Annotated in this window: 14 protein-coding genes; 5 read left to right on the top strand and 9 right to left on the bottom strand. The window is 67.5% G+C overall.

Annotated elements, in window-relative coordinates; genetic code table 11:
- Positions 1-293: 293 nt before the first annotated feature.
- The 4 genes from DK419_RS28805 to DK419_RS21900 form a co-directional block, all read right to left on the bottom strand.
- The gene (locus tag DK419_RS28805) at positions 294-1,016 is read right to left on the bottom strand and encodes a hypothetical protein (protein WP_162561354.1); all 723 of its coding nucleotides are present in this window, start codon (positions 1,014-1,016) and stop codon (positions 294-296) included.
- 105 nt (positions 1,017-1,121) lie between these two features.
- Complete coding sequence (locus tag DK419_RS21910) at positions 1,122-1,304, bottom strand: hypothetical protein (protein WP_109960970.1); 183 nt, start codon at positions 1,302-1,304, stop codon at positions 1,122-1,124.
- A gap of 163 nt (positions 1,305-1,467) precedes the next feature.
- Positions 1,468-1,881 (bottom strand): SWIB/MDM2 domain-containing protein, encoded by a 414-nt coding sequence (locus DK419_RS21905; RefSeq protein WP_109960969.1) that lies wholly within the window; start codon positions 1,879-1,881, stop codon positions 1,468-1,470.
- Positions 1,882-2,048: 167 nt separating this feature from the next.
- Positions 2,049-3,068 (bottom strand): aldo/keto reductase, encoded by a 1,020-nt coding sequence (locus tag DK419_RS21900; protein WP_109960968.1) that lies wholly within the window; start codon positions 3,066-3,068, stop codon positions 2,049-2,051.
- Between the two features lie 324 nt (positions 3,069-3,392).
- Between DK419_RS21900 and DK419_RS21895 the strand changes: the two genes are divergently transcribed.
- The 3 genes from DK419_RS21895 to DK419_RS21885 all read left to right on the top strand — a co-directional run bounded on the left by DK419_RS21895 (position 3,393) and on the right by DK419_RS21885 (position 6,180).
- The gene (locus tag DK419_RS21895) at positions 3,393-4,556 is read left to right on the top strand and encodes an MFS transporter (RefSeq protein ID WP_109960967.1); all 1,164 of its coding nucleotides are present in this window, start codon (positions 3,393-3,395) and stop codon (positions 4,554-4,556) included.
- Positions 4,557-4,640: 84 nt separating this feature from the next.
- On the top strand, positions 4,641-5,438 hold the full coding sequence (locus DK419_RS21890; protein ID WP_208642232.1) for a spermidine synthase family protein: 798 nt from the start codon (positions 4,641-4,643) through the stop codon (positions 5,436-5,438).
- A 67-nt stretch (positions 5,439-5,505) separates the two neighbouring features.
- Positions 5,506-6,180, top strand: coding sequence for a sigma-70 family RNA polymerase sigma factor (locus DK419_RS21885; protein ID WP_109960966.1), 675 nt, complete (start codon positions 5,506-5,508; stop codon positions 6,178-6,180).
- A 106-nt stretch (positions 6,181-6,286) separates the two neighbouring features.
- Here the strand turns inward: DK419_RS21885 and DK419_RS21880 are convergent, their stop codons facing one another.
- Positions 6,287-6,571: a hypothetical protein gene (locus tag DK419_RS21880; protein WP_109960965.1), complete on the bottom strand. Its 285-nt coding sequence runs from the start codon at positions 6,569-6,571 to the stop codon at positions 6,287-6,289.
- A gap of 586 nt (positions 6,572-7,157) precedes the next feature.
- Here DK419_RS21880 and DK419_RS21875 point away from each other — a divergent pair.
- Together DK419_RS21875 and DK419_RS21870 are read left to right on the top strand one after the other, a co-directional pair.
- The gene (locus DK419_RS21875) at positions 7,158-7,469 is read left to right on the top strand and encodes a hypothetical protein (RefSeq protein ID WP_245442619.1); all 312 of its coding nucleotides are present in this window, start codon (positions 7,158-7,160) and stop codon (positions 7,467-7,469) included.
- Between the two features lie 129 nt (positions 7,470-7,598).
- Positions 7,599-8,765 carry a mandelate racemase/muconate lactonizing enzyme family protein gene (locus DK419_RS21870; RefSeq protein WP_109960964.1) on the top strand — a complete coding sequence of 389 codons (1,167 nt, stop codon included), beginning with the start codon at positions 7,599-7,601 and terminating at the stop codon, positions 8,763-8,765.
- 104 nt (positions 8,766-8,869) lie between these two features.
- On the opposite strand, the gene DK419_RS21865 is transcribed toward DK419_RS21870, so the two are convergent.
- From DK419_RS21865 to DK419_RS21855, 4 genes are all read right to left on the bottom strand, one after another.
- A complete protein-coding gene (locus DK419_RS21865) occupies positions 8,870-9,880 on the bottom strand; it encodes a TRAP transporter substrate-binding protein (RefSeq protein ID WP_109960963.1) in 1,011 nt (336 codons plus the stop codon).
- A 207-nt stretch (positions 9,881-10,087) separates the two neighbouring features.
- Complete coding sequence (locus DK419_RS28800) at positions 10,088-11,206, bottom strand: hypothetical protein (RefSeq protein ID WP_162561352.1); 1,119 nt, start codon at positions 11,204-11,206, stop codon at positions 10,088-10,090.
- The gene (locus DK419_RS21860) at positions 11,172-11,483 is read right to left on the bottom strand and encodes an ImmA/IrrE family metallo-endopeptidase (RefSeq protein ID WP_245443046.1); all 312 of its coding nucleotides are present in this window, start codon (positions 11,481-11,483) and stop codon (positions 11,172-11,174) included. Before DK419_RS21860 ends, DK419_RS28800 begins: the two co-directional genes overlap by 35 nt.
- A 494-nt stretch (positions 11,484-11,977) precedes the next feature.
- Positions 11,978-13,246 (bottom strand): alpha/beta hydrolase, encoded by a 1,269-nt coding sequence (locus DK419_RS21855; protein WP_245442618.1) that lies wholly within the window; start codon positions 13,244-13,246, stop codon positions 11,978-11,980.
- Positions 13,247-13,505 lie beyond the last annotated feature (259 nt).

Genomic DNA, 13,505 nt, shown 5'->3' with positions numbered 1-13,505 from the left:
GAGATTTGCGAATTTCCCAAGCCAATCAAAAGGCTTTGACACCGGCAGAATGAGGCGCGGGTTGGAAGAGGGGTGCCGCGCGGCCAGCGCAAGACCTTAAGCCCGCTCCGGGCAACGCCTTGGAGTTAAATTCTCATCAGCTTCACGGTGCGGGGCTGCTTTTGCTCCCTTGCGGATCCCGGGAACGTCCGCCCTCGGGCTAATATGCAAGCTATAGCACACAGATAGATGTTTAACCACATGACTTGTATTATTGCAAGCATGAATCGGCTGTAAGTGCGTTGCTTTCCAGTTCAGATTTTTTCCAATTCTTTTATACATGCCATGGCATCAACGAGCGTCATACCGGACGCATCGCATACGATCTTGATTGCGGCAATACGTTGGTTTTGCATCAGCAAGTTTCGCGCTTTATGCTGCGCATCAGCAGGAACCTGCGGAACTTCAGGTAATTTTAGATCGTTTGATTCGTCCCACAAGCGAATTTCTCGCATAATTGAAGATATATTATTATTCCACCTGACAAGTTCGCCTAACCGATCGAGATATCCCAAAAGTATAAGTGCCTTTATTTCCAAATCATACTCGCGCGGCACTCTGAATGGCTCTCGGCCAGCAGGCAAAGCTGTGCCCGCCGCAGCATATTCGCAGCTCAGGCTGAGAAAAACCGAAATCAGCCGATCTGCCAATAGTTTATCGATCTGAGGCCGAGAAGCAATGCTCGCTCGCATCTCTTCGTCAGGCTGAAATGCGTAATGGCATGGGGAAACGTCAGAAGGATATTTGCCGTCTTGATGCCAAATAGCTTGATTGTTATTCTCGCGCATCGGATGGGCGACTCGGAAATCTTCCAGCACGTAGCAGGCTTCATCAAACGGGCCGTGAAGGATGTGGAAAAAATAGCCTTCTGCATTGCTATCGCGCTCAAGCGTTAATTGGAGCATGCGAGAAACACCCACAGCGATATCGGCAAGTGATGGGGCAGAATCCCTGGACATGGAGGTCGCTCCCGTCATTCGCTCTCCAGATCGGCGGAGGAACATCCGCTCTGGGGAGAAGGCCGGAATCCAGTTCCCACCCTCGACGGCTCTCCGCAGGGTGAAGCTGATTGAGTTTTGACCCTACGGCTCCGATCGCACCACAGCGCAGTCGCGCCGGCCGCTCGCCAGGCAATCCTCGCGCTCGGATTCGCGGCGCAGCGCATCGGCGAGCCAGACGCCGCCGATCACCAGAACGATGAGGAACAGGAGGGCCGCCAGGGCGCGGCGACGGCCGGCTTCGGCCGGATCGGGGGGCTGGGTCATTCAATCGACGACCGGCGGGCCGGGCGGATGCCGGACACGGCTTAGAGCGGCGGACCGGCCCGCATCGACGGGGCCGTCCGAGGCCGGGATTACCCCTCGCTTCGCCCACGGGGAACGGATGGCCACGCGGCGCGGCCATCCGGACCGGAGGAGGCCGACCGCCTTACTTGAGGTGCTGGGCGAGGTACTTGTTCATCTCGAACATCGTCGCCTTGTCCTTGCCGAAGACCTTCTTGAGCTTGTCGTCGGCCAGGATCTCGCGCTTGTTCTCGGGGTTCTGGAGCGAGTGCTTGCGGATGTACTCCCACACCTTGCTCACCACCTCGCCGCGCGGGATCGGCTTGTCGCCCACGATGGCGCTGAGCTCGGGCGTCGGCTGCAGCGGCTTCTGCAGGGCGTTCGGCTTGTCGCCGGATTTCGGCGCCGCGACCTTCTTGCCCTTGGCCTCGTCCTTGCCGTCATCCTTGGGCTCGGCCTTGGTCTCCTTTGCGGCCTTCGGGGCCGCCTTGGCGGCGGCCTTCGGGGCGGCCTCGGGCTCGGCCTTGGTCTCGGCTTTCTTGGTGGTCTTGGTCGCCATGGGTCTCCTCCGGTCTGCAACCCGTTTCCCAGGGTCGAAGAGTGGACATGCCTGGGCACATAGCGTCAACAACTAAGCCGTGCGCGGCGCGTTCCAAGAGGAAATCCGCCATCGACCGGCGTCATCCACATCGGATCACGCCGTTAGCCTGACGGCGGGAGCGTGGCTCAGTCGCGCGCCGCCGTCCAGGTGGTCCGTCCCTCGAGCGGATAGGCCGGGTCGGTGTAGCCCGGCGTCGAGGGGTGGCCGGCCGGCACGAGGTGGTCGACGAGCGCCTCGTCCTCGGGCGTGAAGCGGTAGGCCAGGGCGTCGGCGTAGGAGCGCCACTGGTCGAAGGTCCGGGGCCCGGCGATCACCGCGGTGACGGCGCGGTTGTTGAGCACCCAGCCCACCGCGAAGTCGATCACCGTGGCGCCCCTGGCCTCGGCATGGGCCTTCAGCTCCTCGGCGATGCGCAGGCTCTCGGGCCGCCACTCGGTCTGCATCATCCGGGTGTCGCCGCGCCCCGCGCGGGTGCCCTCGGGCGGCGCCTCGCCGGGGCGGTACTTCGCGGTCAGGACGCCGCGGGCGAGCGGCGAGTAGGGCACGACGCCGAGCCCGTAATGGGCGCAGGCCGGCAGGTGCTCGACCTCCGGCATCCGGTTGAGGGCGTTGTAGTACGGCTGGCTCGCCGCCGGCCGGTCGATGCCGTGCTCGTCGCACAGGCGGCAGATCTCGGCGACCCGCCAGGCCCGGTAGTTGGACACCGCGAAGTAGCGCACCTTGCCGGCCCGGATCAGGTCGGCCATCGCCCGCACGGTCTCGGCGAGCGGCGTGTCGTGGTCCTCCTTGTGGAGGTAGTAGAGGTCGATCCGGTCGGTGTTCAGCCGCTTGAGGCTGGCCTCGCAGGCCTGCACGATGTGGGCCCGCGACAGGCCGCGGTCGTTTTGCCCCTTGCCCATCGGGTTCGCCACCTTGGTGGCGAGCACCCAGGCGTCGCGGTCGCGGGCGATGGCGCGGCCCACGACCTCCTCCGAGCAGCCCTCGGTGTAGGCGTTCGCGGTGTCGATGAAGGTCACGCCCTGCTCGCGGGCGTCCGCCACGATGCGCTCGGCCTCGGCGTCCGGGGTCGGCCCGCCGAACATCATGGTGCCGAGGCAGAGCTGCGAGACCTTCAGGCCGGAGCGGCCGAGGGTGCGGTACTCCATGGAACGTTCCTCCGGCGATCGCGGGGGCGGGGCCGCGATGATGGCGTTTGCGTGGCCGTGGCGGCGAGTCCGCACCCGCCCGCATCCGCGTTGTGGATGCCGGGGTTTTCCCTCTCTTCACCCTGTTCGGCAAGCGCGCGTTAAGCACGGTGTCGCGAAGCTCTCGCCCATGATCATCACCGCCCTCTCCCTCGCCTTCTGCGCCGCCGGCGCCCTCATCCTCGGTCTCGGCGCCATCGTCACGGTCGAGCCGCCGCGGGACCACCCGCACGGCGCCGGCCTGCTCTGACGCGCGTTCTGACGCGCGCGAGGGAGCGCGGCGGCGTGCCCGGCGCGCTGCCGCGCTTCCTCCTCGTCTACGCCGCGCTCTACGCCGGCTACGGCCTCACCACGCCGTTCCTGCCCGCGCTCCTCGCCGAGCGCGGGCTCTCCCCCGAGGAGGTCGGGCTGGTGCTCGCCGCCGGCACCGGCATCCGCCTCGCCGCCGGACCGCTGGCGGGCCGGGTCGCCGACCGGCTGGCCGCCGGGCGGGGCGTGCTCGCGGGCTGCGCCGCCCTCTCGGGCCTCACCGCCCTCCTCTACCTCGCCGGCCACGGCTTCGCCGGGCTGATGCTCGCCGGCCTCGCCCACGCCGCCGCGACCGCGCCGCTGGCGCCGCTCGCCGACGCCCTGGCGCTGCCCGCCGCCAAGGCCGCCCGTTTCGCCTACGGCACCGTGCGGGGTGCGGGCTCGGCGGCCTTCATCGCCGGCACCCTCGCGGCCGGCCAGCTCACGGCGCTCGTCGGCCTCGCCGCCCTGCCGGTCGCGGGGGCGGCCGCGTTCGCGGGCCTCGCCGGGGCGGTGCGCGGGCTTCCGTCCGCCTCCGCCCCGGCCGCGGGGGGCCCCGCCACCGCCGGGGCCGGCCCGCTCCTGCGCGATCCCCGCTTCCGGCGCCTCGTCGCGGTGGCGGCCCTGGTGATCGGCAGTCACGCGGTGCACGACGCCTTCGCGGTGATCCGCTGGCGCGAGGCGGGCCTGGGCCCGACCGCCGCGAGCCTGCTCTGGGCCGAGGCGGTGGCGGCGGAGGTGCTGGTCTTCCTCGTCCTCGGCCCGGCCCTCCTCGCCCGGATCGGGCCGGCCGGCGCCCTGGCGCTGGCGGCCGGGGCCGGGATCGTCCGCTGGTCGGTGGCGGCGCTCACCGCGTCCCTGCCGGCGCTGGCCGGCATCCAGGCCCTGCACGGCCTGACCTTCGCGCTCCTGCACCTCGCGGCGATGCGGATCCTCGGGCAGACGGTGCCGCCCGGCCTCGCGGCGACGGCCCAGACCCTCTACGGCACCCTCGGCCTCGGCCTCGCCACCACCCTGGCGACCGCCGCCTCCGGCCCGCTCTACGGCCGCCTCGGCGCGGGCGCGTTCTGGGTCATGGCCGGGGCCTGCGCGGCCGCCCTGCCGCTGGTGCGGGGCCTGGGCGCGGGACCCGGTCCGGATCCGGGGCGGGTCGCGGGTTAGCGGCGTCTTCCGGGCGGACGTCGCCTTGCGTCAGGGCGGAGAATCGGGGCCCAGTGCCGGGCGGCGGATGCACGAGGAGACGGCATGACGCACCCACCCGGCCTCGCCCCCTTCGTCTATGACCTGTTCGTGCCGGAATACCGGGCGCTGCGCTCCGGCGCCTGGCAGGTGCATCACGGGCAGAACCTCCTCACCCAGGGCTACTGGAGCCCGACGATGCTGGTGCCGCGCGTCACCGTGCTCACCCGCGGCGACGAGACCTGGATGTCGACGACGCCGATCGAGCTCGAGAGCCAGGAGACCGGCGTGCGGCTCGCCCGCGGCCACGTCGCCGTGTTCGGCCTCGGCATGGGCTGGTCGGCGGTGGCGAGCGCGCTGCGGCCGGAGGTCACCGCCGTCACCGTGGTCGAGCGCGACCCCGAGGTGATCGCGCTGCACCGCGAGCTCGACCTCGCCGCCCAGCTGCCGCCGGAGGCGCGGGGCAAGCTCCGTATCGTCGAGGGCGACGCCCATGCCTGGCGGCCGGACCGGCCCGTCGACCTGCTGATGCCGGACATCTGGCTGCCGCTCGTGTCCGACGGCCGGGTCGAGGAAGTGCGCCGGATGCAGGAGAACGTGCGCGCCGCCCAGGTCTATTTCTGGGGCCAGGAGCTCGAGATCGCCCGCCACGCCGCTCTCGCCGGGCGCGCCCTCGACGCGGACGGCATCCGGGCCACCATCGCGGACTTCGCCCTGCCGCTGATCGGGCCGGAGCTGCCGGACTATGCCGAGAAGCTGAGGCAGGCCGCCGGGCGGCACATGCGCGGGCGCTGGCTGCCCGGCACGGTGCCGCCCACCCTCGCGGACGGTCCGCCGGCCGATGCGGCGGACCGGACGAACTAGTACATCGGGCTCATTGTAATGGTACGCCGGGACGTGCCTTAAGCCGTCGGTCACCGGAGACCGCACGATGCCGTCGCTGACCACGAACGACCCGGACCGGCTCGGTCCGGAGCGCGCCGAGGCGCCGGCCCTGCCGGCCGGCATCCAGGCCCATCTCGGCGCGACCCTGCGCGCCGCCTACGACGACGCGGCGCTGCCGCCTTGCGCGCACCTGCAGGACCTGGTCGCCCGCCTCGCCGCGGCGCTCGCCGGCCTCGACGCCGCGCCCGCGGAGGCGTTCCGCCGCGACCTCCTGGAGGAGGTGCCGCGGCTGCGGCGCCGGGCCGTGACCCTGTGCAACGATCGCACCCGCGCCGACGACCTGGTGCAGGAGACGCTGCTCAAGGCCTGGGCGGCCCAGGACCGGTTCGCGCCCGGCACCCACCTCTCGGCCTGGCTCTACACCATCCTGCGCAACAGCTTCTATTCCGAGCACCAGAAGCGCGCCCGCGAGGTCGGCGATCCCGACGGGCTGTTCGCCGCGAGCCTCGTCTCCCTGCCGGCCCAGCAGGGCAACGTCGACCTGCGCGACGTGCAGGCCGCCCTCGACCGCCTGGTGCCGGACCAGCGCGAGGCGCTCCTGCTCTCGGCCGTCCACGACCTCTCCTACGAGGACATCGCGACCGCGATGGAGTGCCGGGTCGGCACCGTGAAGAGCCGGATCAACCGGGCCCGGGCGCGGCTGGCGGAGATGCTGGGCTGAGCCCCCGCGAGATCATCCGATCGCGGGCGATCGGATGATGCTCCCGGTCTTTGATCGTGCCGCGTCGCCTGTCGACGGGCCGGTATCCGCGTCGTCGGGAAATGCGCTAACGGCCGCAGCCGACGCAGATGCCGGAATCGATCCGGTCGTCGACGCGCTCCTGGCGGGTGCGGTCGTCGATCCTGCGCTCCAGGCCCGCTTCGGGCCGGCCGGAATGCGGCATGACCTGGCCGACCGAGCTGGTATTCGGGGCCGTGATGGTCGAGCGCGGCCCGCCCCCGGTGCCGGTCTGGTCGGGAAGGCTCTGGGCTTGGGCATGAGCCTGCGCGAGGCTGCCGGCGGCGAGGGCGCCGGTGAGCAGCGCGCGGATGATCGGACGCGATGCGGGCATGGTGGGCTCCTGTCGCAGGAGGACGATCCTCGTGGCGCGAGGCACGGCCGTCCGCAGGATCCAACGCGGCAGGGACGCGGCCGTTGCGCCGCGCCGATACCCCCTCGGCCGCGCCGCCCGAACGGCCTCCTCGGCCGCGCCGCCCGAACGGCCTCCTCGGCCGTGCCGCCCGAAAGGCCTCCTCAGCCGCGCCGCCGCGGCGTCGGCTCCTCGCGGTGATCGGGATGATGACCGAACACGCCGACGGCGACCAGGACGACGATGAGCCCGAGGGCGACCAGGAACACCTGCATCACAACTCCTTCGCGCGAGGACGGGCCGGGACCGGACCCCGCGCGCTCCCTTTCAAGATCCACGCCACCTTCTTCCGGGCGGCCATAGCCGCCGCCCCGTGACAGCGGGACGACAGGCGGCGCACTCTGCCCGCGAGTGGCACGCGATGCCAAGGGTTTAATCCGCCGGGCGGCGTCGACCGTCGGTCCGGGGTCGGGCCAGGCCCGATCCGCCAGAGGTGTTTCCCGGGCGGGGAACGCCCGCAGCGTCCCGCCGTTGCCCCGGTCCGACTCATCCCGGACCGGTTAGCCTCATGTCGCTCCGCATCTCCCTCCTCGCCTTCGCCCTCGTGACCGGCACGGCGGCCGGCGTCGCCGCCCAGGGCATCAACAACGGCTCGGGCGCCGCTCCGTCCTCGAGCGGCAATACCGGCTCGGGCATGGCGAGCCAGCCGCCGGGCAACGGCATCGGCGGCAACAATCCCGGCAGCATGGGCTCGACCGGCTCGCAAGGGTCGAGCGGCGGCAACATGGGTCCCGGCCCCACGGTGCAGCGCGACGGCCCGACCGGCAGCGGCGCCCCCGGCACCGGCCCGGGCGCGCAGAAGAACGGCACCGCACGCTGACATCCCGGCGCCGGCGCCCACTTGCCGGCGCCCATTTGCCGGCGCCGGCATCCCGCGCGTCCGGCGCATTTGTCAGCGCCGGCTCGGGGTCCTACGAGACGAGGCGACCGAACTCGTAGGGGCGTCCCCATGCGCATCACCGCCATCCGCGACATCGTCGCGCCGATCAAGTCGGACATCGCCAACGCCTGGATCGACTTCTCGACCATGACGGCGAGCGTCGTCGCGGTGGTGACCGACGCCGTCGTCGACGGCCGCCCGGTCGTCGGCTTCGGCTTCAACTCGAACGGGCGCTACGCGCCGCAGGGGCTCCTGCGCGAGCGCTTCATCCCGCGCCTCCTGGCCGCCGCCCCGGACCTCCAGGGCGAGGACGGCTTGATCGACCCGCACCGGGCCTGGGCGGCGATGATGAGGAACGAGAAGCCCGGCGGTCACGGCGAGCGCTCGGTGGCGGTCGGCGTCCTCGACATGGCCCTGTGGGACGCGCTCGCCAAGGCGAAGGGCGTGCCGCTGTGGCGGCTGCTCGCCGACCGCTACCGCGGCGGCGAGGCCGACCCGACCGCCTGGGTCTACGCCGCGGGCGGCTACTACTACCCGGGCAAGGGTGTCGGCGCCCTCCAGGACGAGATGCGCTCCTACCTCGACCGCGGCTACAGCACCGTGAAGATGAAGGTCGGGCTGGTGCCGCTGGAGGAGGATCTCGCCCGGATCGAGGCGGTGCTCTCCGTGCTCGGCGGCGACGGCGCCCGCCTCTGCGTCGACGTCAACGGCCGCTTCACCCTCGAGGAGGCGATCCGCTTCGGCCGCGCCGTCGCGCCGTTCGGCCTGCGCTGGTACGAGGAGCCGGTCGATCCCCTCGACTGCCTGGCGCATGCCGCGCTCGCCACGACCTATGACGGCGTGCTCGCCACCGGCGAGAACCTGTTCTCGCACCAGGACGCCCGCAACCTGATCCGCCACGGCGGCCTGCGGCCCGACCGCGACATCCTGCAATTCGACCCCGCCCTGTCCTACGGGCTCGTCGAGTACCTGCGCACCCTCGACGTGCTCCGCGCCCACGGCTGGTCGCCGCGCCGCTGCGTGCCCCATGGCGGGCACCAGTTCGCCCTCAACATCGCGGTGGGCTTGGGCCTCGGCGGAAACGAGAGCTACCCGGACGTCTTCGCCCCCTTCGGCGGCTTCGCCGATGCGGTGCCGGTCGAGGACAGCCGGGTCGCGATGCCGGACGTGCCCGGCATCGGCTTCGAGGCGAAGAGCGCGCTCTACGCGGTGATGCGGCCGCTGGAGGCGGGGTAGGCCTCCGGTCGCTCCCCCGGCATTCCGTCCATCCATCGACGTCGTCCCGGGGCCGCGCGGAGCCCCGGGACGACGAGGCGGGATGAGACGGGTGTCGAGGCGTTCTACGACACCGCCCCGGCGAACTTCTCCAGGTGCCCCCAGGCCTCGGCGCCGTACTTGCCCTTCCACTCGGTGTAGAAGCCGGCGCTCCGCAATTTGTCCTGGAAGGGACCGGCCGGCGCGTCGTTGATCGCGAAGCCGGCCTTGGCCAGCGCCTCGCGCATCGCCACGCCCTGGCTCGCGATGTCCTGCCGCTGGTCGAGGGCCGCCTGGTCGAAGTGGCGCGCGAGCACCGCCTTCGCGTCCTCCGGCAGGCGCGACCAGGTCCGGTTCCCGGACATCAGCCAGAACCCGTCCCAGATGTGGTTGGTGAAGGAGAGGTACTTCTGCACCTCGGCCAGCTTGAAGCTCGTGATGATGGCGAGCGGGTTCTCCTGGCCGTCCACCACCTTAGTCTGCAGGGCCGAGTAGGCCTCCGAGAAGTTGAGGGCGACGGGCGCGGCGCCGAGCGCCCGGAAGGCGGAGGTGAACAGCGCGCTGTTCGGCACCCTGAGCTTCAGGCCCTCGAAATCCGCCGGGCTCTTGATCGGGCGGGTGCTGGTCGTGGTCTGGCGAAAGCCGTTGTCCCACATCCGCTCGAACGGGACGAGGCCGGCCTTCGTGATCTCGGACCGGATATAGGCGCCGAGCTCGCCGTCGACCGCCGGCCAGACCTTGTCGTAGCCGCTCCACGCGAAGGCGATGTTGATGAGCGAGGCCCGCGGCACCAGCGTCGCGAGGTTCGAGGACGATTGCGCGAACATCTCGAGCGCGCCCGAGCGCAGCTGGCTCAGCATGTCGGTGTCGGAGCCGAGCTGGCCGTTGGGAAACACCGCGACCTCGATGGCGCCATTGGTCTCCTTCGCCACCTTGTCGGCCGCCTCGCGCAGGCGGATCGTCGCCGGATGGGTGTCGGGGGTGACGACGCCGCATTTGAGCCGGAGAGGCCCGCCCTGCGCCCGGACGTGCGGGCTCGGGAGGATCGCGGTCGCGGCGGCGCCGGCGAGAAGGGTGCGGCGCGTGGGGTGGTGCATGGCGGCTTTCCTCGCATCTTCGGCGTCGTCGGCAACGCCATTATGTCACTTCTCTATGCCGAGCCACCGCTCTGGTCTCATGACTGATGATGCCCATGATCGAGGCGTGCAGGGTCCGACCATTTATATATACACTTATATATTATGAAAAAGACTATCATGCACGATGATGTAGGAAACATTCAATGTTTTATATTAAACCTCAATTTACTCCTTCGTAATTTTTTCCATAAAACTGTCTAAATATTCGATTGGATCGGTGGAAAGACTAGCGCCGTCGCTATCATTTTCTTGATCTTCATATTTATTTGCTTCGTCCTTTAATATTTCTCTTTTGTCCGTTTCTTGTGCGGCTGAATTCCATGCAGATTTGATATTCTTATAGCATATGGGCAGTTCTTCTGATTCAATACTCTCACCAAATGCTTTTAAAATCGGCATTTCTATTTCATTGATTTCCATAAATTTATAAATATATTTGTGCAAACCAAACGGCTCAGCAAAGCCCGTGCCATTAACAGATCTTTCGAGTGCTTCGAGCTCGCGACGATGAACCGATCTTTCCGTTTGAATTGTTATGATCGGGTAAGGGATTCCTCCAATTACGCCCTTCAAAGCCTCTCGTCCTTTATACAAAAAATTAAAATCGACCAGATCTCGATGTCGCACGAGCGTTAGCAGCCACGCCAAATCGATTGATAGGGCAAGCTCATGCGATTGAGCGAATTTCGAGACCCGAAATCCAGTGTCAATCTGCTTACCTAAAAAATCATATTCCCTCGGATTGAAATCGGCCTTTATTTCATCCGCCTCGTCGAGCTGTGCTCCGATTTCAGTTTGTCGCATGTCGCCCGAAGCACCGCTTGGAGATAGAACCGTCGCATTTGGAGCAGGAAAGGATACGATCCACGCGCACCCTTTTACATCCAGCTCCTTCTCCTGCCGATTGATCGCCTCACCGTATGATGAGAGCGCTCGCACGAATGCTTTCATACAATACGAAAGATGCTCTAAACATATTATGCGAATGCAAAATATGATTTCATCCCCAACAGTTTTCCAAATTTTTGGCGCCATCTCGGAAAACGCATTTCTATGTTCAACTACACCCAAAAATTCATTATAATGCTTATTAAGCATTTGCGGGAAATGCCTGTAAAAGCTTCGCGTTCGATTCAGCCAGACTGGATACGGCTCGTTCTCTTCACGTCTGTCGGCATGCTTCGATTTAAAAGCCGTCGACCCAACAAGATCGACAGACAAAAACAGCCTTAGACGGTAATCGGGGCACTCAAGCATACACAAAAAGGCCCAGAGATTGCGCACGCACTTCCGCCGCCTTCGGGCTCACGCCGAATTGGACGGCAACAACATTCACGTGACCATCATTTTCTTCGAGGCACTTCTTGAACTTAGCAGCAGGCATAAGAAATGCTGCAGCAAACCAATTCGCTTCCCATTCGGCGCGCTTCAAATCATCATTATCTTCCTTGACCCAACGCGTTGCAATCATCATTGCGCCAGGAAAATTTCTGACAATCATGGCGTAATGTAGAAATAAATGACCAAGCTCGTGGGCTATCGTAAATCTATCCCTTACCACCGACGTTACGCTCGGTAGAAAGATCGTAAAATCGTTGGTTGATCGAACGATGATTGACTCGGGCAACCTATCAAAGTTTGTGTCGGCAGTTTAATACTCTATTCGGCCACCAAGTCGCACGACCAATGGCTCCATTGCGTCGCCGGGCTCAAATTTCAGTCGTGACGCAGCAGCCTCCGCGAGGCCGTGAACCTTAGCCTTCAACAAGCGAGTCGGGATGGGGGGCAGCGGGTTCACGACGGGCACCTGGTTGAGGACCGATTCAAGAGACTACCACCGGAAGAACGTGTGGAGAACATGCTATTTATCCACACTCATACACAGAGCGCAGCCCGCCCCTGCGACAAGCCGCCGTCACGTGCGCCGCCGCACTTGTGCACAGACTGATGCCACCCGGAGCGATCCCGCGAGCCCCCTATCGAGCCTCCCCCGTTCCTGCTGCTCGTCGCAGCGGACCTGGATCGCGAGCCACAACCGTTGCGCCGCCGACCCTCTCACCGCCCCCCGAGCGCCCGGGCCGGCGCGGTGGCGAGATCGACCGCCCCTTCCGCCGTGTCGCCGATGCCCTGGCCGAGGTTGCGCAGGTGCTCGCCGTAGGTCTCGCGGCTCTGGGCGTCGACCACCGCCACGGGGGCCGAGACCGCGAGGCCGGCCGCGGTGCCGACGGTGGCGGCGGCGCCGGCCGTCATCTGGACGATGCGGTCTGAGAGGCCGACGCGGGAATCCGTGATGGTCTGTCCCTGCGCCAGGCGGTTGCCCAGCAGCGCCACGAGCTGCGGGCTGCCGGCGAACTTGCCGTGGTTGAGGGCGTCCTCCCCCTTCATCGTCGTGAGGTTGAGGACCGCGATGTTCTCGCGGGCGAGCTCGCTGCGATAGGGCTCGGTCGAGGGGTCGATGGCGCCTAACCGCGCGCCGGAATTGCCCCAGACCAGGCGCGAGACCGCGAGGGCGTTGTCGTCCTGGGAGACGAACAGGCTGAGCCGGGGCCGGGTCGGGCCCATGTCGCGGAACGCCTCGCGGGCGAGGTCGACGTCGACGTCGGGGGCGGCCAGCACCACGTCGCGGATCTTTTGCGCGACGCGCCCGTCGCGGATCGCCATCTGGCGCAGGGATTCGAGCACGAGCCAGTTGCCCATCGAGTGGGCGAGCACCGTGACCTCGGCCACCTCCGGGTTCTGGGCGAGGCGCCGCAGCACGCCCTCGAGGGCGTTGCGGGAGTAGTTGGTGCTCTCGCGGTCGTAGCCGTAGGCGAGCACGCTGCCGCGGGACGGCCAGGTGAACAGCACCGGCACCACGTCGGCCCTGGTGTCGTGCACGATCTGGGCGAAGCGGTAGACCGCGTCCTCGAAGCGGTTGTTGAAGCCGTGGACGAACACGAGGACGTGGCGCTTGCCCGTGCGCGCGGCGCTGCGGCGCAGGCGGGCCGCCGCCTCCGGCCGGTCCAGGGTCTCGGCCTTGAGGGTCACGAAGTCGGTGGCGGGGTTGCCGGGCAGTTCCTTCGGCCACTGCACCGTGCCGGGCTGGCGCATCGAATCCGGCGGGATCGAGACCGTGATGTCGGCGTAGGACAGGGCCGGCCCGCGGTCGCCGGAATACATCTCGCCCGGGTTGGCGGCGGTCTTGCGGGTCGTCGCGACCAGCATGTCGACCTTTGACGCCCCCGGCACCGTCGCGGCGACCGGGGCCAGCACGCCCTTCGGCGTGCCCGCGCAGGCGCCGAGCACCGTCGCGACGAGGAGGATTCCCAGGCTCCGGCCGCGCACGAGACACCTCATCACCACGAACCCGCTCCCCGCTCGTCCCGCGAAACCCTGCGGCACCGAACGATTCCTCGCACCCGATTGTCCCGGGCACTGCTTAAGGATGAGCCAAACCGATGCGGCGCCAATGGGGCGGCGGGGCGCGAGCGCGCTTCTTCGGGCGGCCGTTGCCGCCAGGGCACGCTCCCGCCCGCCGGTCGGCCCCTCCGGCCCGGACCGGTTTCCAGAACGCCGAAAAGTGCTCTAGAGGCTGCCCCGACAT

It is taken from the genome of Methylobacterium terrae (assembly GCF_003173755.1).
Taxonomy (GTDB): domain Bacteria; phylum Pseudomonadota; class Alphaproteobacteria; order Rhizobiales; family Beijerinckiaceae; genus Methylobacterium; species Methylobacterium terrae.
The sequence above is the reverse complement of the archived record's forward strand: the minus strand, read 5'-3'. Positions and strand labels throughout refer to the sequence as shown.